This window comes from Bartonella queenslandensis AUST/NH15, assembly GCF_000312585.1.
Lineage (GTDB): Bacteria > Pseudomonadota > Alphaproteobacteria > Rhizobiales > Rhizobiaceae > Bartonella > Bartonella queenslandensis_A.
Genome location: NZ_HE997985.1, coordinates 12,776 through 17,028 on the forward strand (window position 1 = coordinate 12,776; position 4,253 = coordinate 17,028).

Genomic DNA, 4,253 nt, shown 5'->3' on the forward strand with positions numbered 1-4,253 from the left:
GAAGCAGCAGAGAGGTTAGCGAGTGAGGCGAAGGCTAAAGCGGATTCTGTAGAGATAGTCAGCAATAAAGCAATAGAGGCAGCAAGTGAAGCGAAGTCAACGGCAGAAGAAGCGTTAACAGAAGGTCGTGATGCGAAAGGCAAAGCCGATACAGCAGTAAGCACGTCACAGAATGCCCATGAAACGGCAGCAAGAGCGTTGACACAAGCGAGTGAAGCCAAGGAAGCGGCAGAGGCAAGCAAGACGCAATCATCTACAGCGACAAGTACAGCAGAAGAAGCCAAGCAAGCAAGTGATCAGGCTGTGAGTGTAGCGAATGAAGCTAAGGGACTTTCTGAAACAGCAGCGACAGTAGCCAATGATGCTAAGCAGACGTCTACAGAGGCAAAAGAAGAAGCATCTGAAGCGAAAACAACAGCCTATGACGCCAAGGCGCTCTCGGAAGAGACAAAAGTCTTAGCAGAAAAATCGCGTACAGATGCGGCAGCCAGCTCACAAGTAGCAACAGAAGCCAAAACGCTAGCAGAGCAAGCTTTAGCAGAGGTGAGTGCTGTAAAAGCAACAGCGTCGACAGCAGAAACAGCAAGTACAGAAGCCAAACAAAACGCTACGGAAGCGATGAGAATAGCCAATGAGGCAAAATCTGCTCTTGAACAAGGAGTTTCAGCGCACAGAGAACAGACACAAGTGAGTAGTGAAGCCGTTAAGGGTGTAGTAGAGGAAGCCAAGAATAAGTCAGAAGCGGCAGAAAGATTGGCTAATGAAGCAAAAGAAACAGCTTCAACAGCAGTTTCATCAGTTAATGAGGCTAAACAAGTAGCAGATAATGCAAAGGCAAATGCTGATGAAGCTAAACAGACAGCCACTCAAGCCTTGACGTTATCTAGTGAAGCAAAAACTTTATCAGAGGAAATCAAGAAGCAAGCAGAAGCGGCACAGACATTAGCACAACAGGTTTCACAATCTTCAACAGAATGTTGTGAAGAGATTAAGGGGATTGCTCAACGTAGTGAAACGAAAGTGAATGATATAACGGTTAAAGTTGAGAAGTTGGAAGAAACAACATCGTCTCATAAGAATGAATTATCTTCTGTTAAATCGACAGCTCTTGAAGCCCAGCAAAAAGCCGAATCTGTCGATACGAAGCTCACGGTTTTAGAGGCATGTTCCCCAGATATTCAGAAAGCAAAACAGGCGTTAGATACTTTAGAAGGTAAGATCAGTTCTGTTGAACAAGAGAATACGAACTTAAAACAAACTGTAGCAACAGTCACCGAAACGGCTGATTTTTCTAAGAAGAAAGTAGAACAATTAGAGCCAAGAGTGATCTCAGTTGAAGGGAAAGCAGATGATGTTAGCTCTAAGGTTGGTAGGTTAGAAACGAAAGTTAATAGCCTTGAAATTACCTCTCATAGTGTGAAAACGACATCTGATGAAATTGCTAATAAGATAAAAGAAGTCTTTTCTATAGCGAATGAATCAAAGCAAACAGCGAGTTCTTCGAAGAGCGTGTCAGAAGAAGCAAAAGAAGAGGCAAGTCATGCCAAAACGATAGCCTTAGAAGCGAAAAGTGTGGCAGATAATGCAACGTCAAAAGCGGAGCAAGCCCAACAAGGTGCAACTGAAGCAACGCGAATAGCTAACGAAGCGAAGTTAGCGGCAGAATCAGTGGTGCGTACAGGGGAAACGGCAGGACAAGTCAGTGGGGAATCGGTTAAGGGGATAGCAGCAGAAGCCGAAAAAATAGCCAAAGAATCCAAACGAACAGCAGAACAGGCAAAAGAAGTAGCCGATGAAGCGCAAGAGGAAGCGAGCCAAGCGAAGATTGCTGCTAATTCAGCAAAATTGACAGCCAATTCTGCGGCAACAGAAGCAGAAGAGGCGCAGGACGAAGCAAATAAAGCGAAGCAAGTAGCCAATAATGCACTGGTTGAGGTTGAAACGGTTAAATCTGAACTTGAGAGTACAAAGGAACAGCTTGATGGCTTTACGCAATCCTTAGATGAAAAGAGTAAAAGCTTAGAAAAAATAAAGATGAGTGTAGATGATATTCAGAATATCTTACTCAATTCAGATTTAAATGTTTTGTCTTTGAGACAACCATACTTGGTTCATGGCGGTAAAACAAATGATGCACAACGTAGGACCGTTATTGTTAAGAGTGGTACGACGTTTAATATTCCTACGACAGGTAAATATTCTTCCCGTACAGTTGTGATTAATACGGATAGGGTTGTTTCGCATGATATTGGTGGCGGTCAACATGCTTTGGAGCCCGGGAAGGATTACTATGTTTACCTCATGGTGGATTGGGATAGTATTCCTGGACCGCCAGAAGTGACTTTTGCCATAAGGGACCATATGGGAAATCCTCCAGGATTTGATCATACAAACTCTTTGCTTATAGGTGGTTTTCATACGCTTTGCGCGGATGTTGGTAGCATTGCAGATCATCCCTTATCTGATTATCAAGCAGGCGATGTTTTACCTAATTCAGTCTGGTGTTTTAATCACCTGCCCCATAGTTCCCCTAAAGGAATGGTCTATGACCCATTACAAGATATTTGGGTAGATATTTATCTTCAATCAGGAACGGGTGAAAATACCAGCTCTGCATATGGTGCAGATATCATCACGAACCGTAGCTATACGGATCACGTAGAAGATATGTTTCGTGTGAAGAAGTCATTGCTTACTGATGAGGAATTTGCTTCGGCAATGCATGGAAGTAATGACAAGACAAGTATTCAGGGGGAAAGTCTTCCTAGCCCCAAACATTCCGGAGGTCATAGGGATACAGCGAATAGACGAATGATCTCTTATATAGGTTGTGAGGACGGTTGTGGTTATGTTTGGCAATATTTATCAGGACTTTTTGCTATGCAGGTACAATCGAGTTCAGGATTATGGTCAAGTTACAAGACAGATATGAATGTATTGTTGGCAGGAGGGAATGCGTCCAGTGATGGGAGTGCAGGTTTGTTTCTTCGTGGCGTTTTGTCTCGTGGTTCACGCAGTGAAGAAGTAGGGGCTCGAGGGAAAAGCCGTCCATGTCATTTTATTTAGAGGAGCGGTAGATGAGAAGGATATGCAAAGAAGGGCTCGATTTGATTAAACAATGGGAAGGGTTACGTTTGGAAGCGTATAAAGATACAGCGTGTGTTTGGACCATTGGTTATGGGCATACGCAAAGAGCAGGCAACCCGGTTGTCAAAAAAGGCATGCGTATTACGAAAGAGCAAGCGGAAGAAATCCTTTGTGAGGATTTAAAGCAATTTGAGAATACGGTAGAGGAATCGGTGACGGTTTCATTAACGGATTGCCAATTCGCGGCATTGGTGTCGTTTTGCTACAATGTAGGAACGAAGGCTTTTTGTAAGTCGAGCCTTTTGAAGAAACTGAATCAAGGGGATTATGAAGCGGTTCCAACAGAGTTACAGAAATGGAATAAGGTAGGTGGGAAGCCTCTTCAAGGTTTAGCCAATCGTCGAGCAGCTGAAGCGGGTTTGTGGGCAAAGGGGTCTTATATTTCTTCAAACTATCAAAGAGTGGAAACGAAAGAGGCGAGGGGACTATTCAAAGTAGAGGCTCTAGCCCCGATTATAGGCTCTTGTTCGGGGTTTGGAGGTTTATTGGTTGGCAATGGACCCATACAATGGGCATTAGCAGCCATTATGATTTTGGCGGCTTGTACAGGTCTCGCGATTGTAGCCAAGCGTTTTCGGGAGCAGCGCTTGTGATTTTTTGGCTTAAGAAATATTACCTAATGATCACAACGGCTTTAGCCGTTTTTTTTATGGCTTTAGCTAGAGCGTTTTATCTAGGTAAGAAAAGTGAACGGCAAAAGCAAAGAGAGAATGCTTTAAAGGCAGCAAGCACCCGTTTTGAGGTTGAAAATGAAGTTAATCAAAAAAGTGATCGTGGTGTGCGTTGTGCTTTGTCTCGTTGGGTGCGGGATAAATAGGGGCGTTTCTTGTGTTGGTTGGTTGCCGATTTACTTGGATAGGGAAGATATAGAGGTTATCAGCCGGCAGCTCGCAAGAGACATATTGAAACATAACAAGCAGGGAGCGCATTTATGTGGTTGGCACAATGGCGAGAAAACAAAATAACCAAGAGAAAGAGCTCACAGCCAAAGAGCAGGAGTTGCTTCATGAGATGATAGAGACCTACCAAGGCTTAAAGATGATGTCACGTTTTATGAAATGGATAGCCTTTATTGTCTTTATGTTTGTTATCGATTTTGCTCGTCT

3 protein-coding genes are annotated in these 4,253 nt (G+C 43.6%); all 3 read left to right on the forward strand.

Annotation, left to right across the window (positions count from 1 at the left end):
- Positions 1 to 3,066 (forward strand): phage major tropism determinant (locus BN338_RS12945; RefSeq protein WP_244427594.1); only part of this gene is annotated, 3,066 nt, incomplete at its 5' end.
- A gap of 11 nt (positions 3,067 to 3,077) precedes the next feature.
- Positions 3,078 to 3,740, forward strand: a complete 663-nt coding sequence (locus BN338_RS02120) for a lysozyme (RefSeq protein WP_039758596.1) — start codon at positions 3,078 to 3,080, stop codon at positions 3,738 to 3,740.
- A 26-nt stretch (positions 3,741 to 3,766) separates the two neighbouring features.
- Positions 3,767 to 3,964 carry a hypothetical protein gene (locus BN338_RS02125; RefSeq protein ID WP_425277457.1) on the forward strand — a complete coding sequence of 66 codons (198 nt, stop codon included), beginning with the start codon at positions 3,767 to 3,769 and terminating at the stop codon, positions 3,962 to 3,964.
- The last annotated feature ends 289 nt before the right edge of the window (positions 3,965 to 4,253 follow it).

Bases quoted from the DNA above. Each gene is read 5' to 3' on its own strand.
- BN338_RS02120 (WP_039758596.1), top strand. From the start codon at position 3,078: ATGAGAAGGATATGCAAAGAAGGGCTCGATTTGATTAAACAATGGGAA.
- BN338_RS02125 (WP_425277457.1), top strand. From the start codon at position 3,767: ATGATCACAACGGCTTTAGCCGTTTTTTTTATGGCTTTAGCTAGAGCG.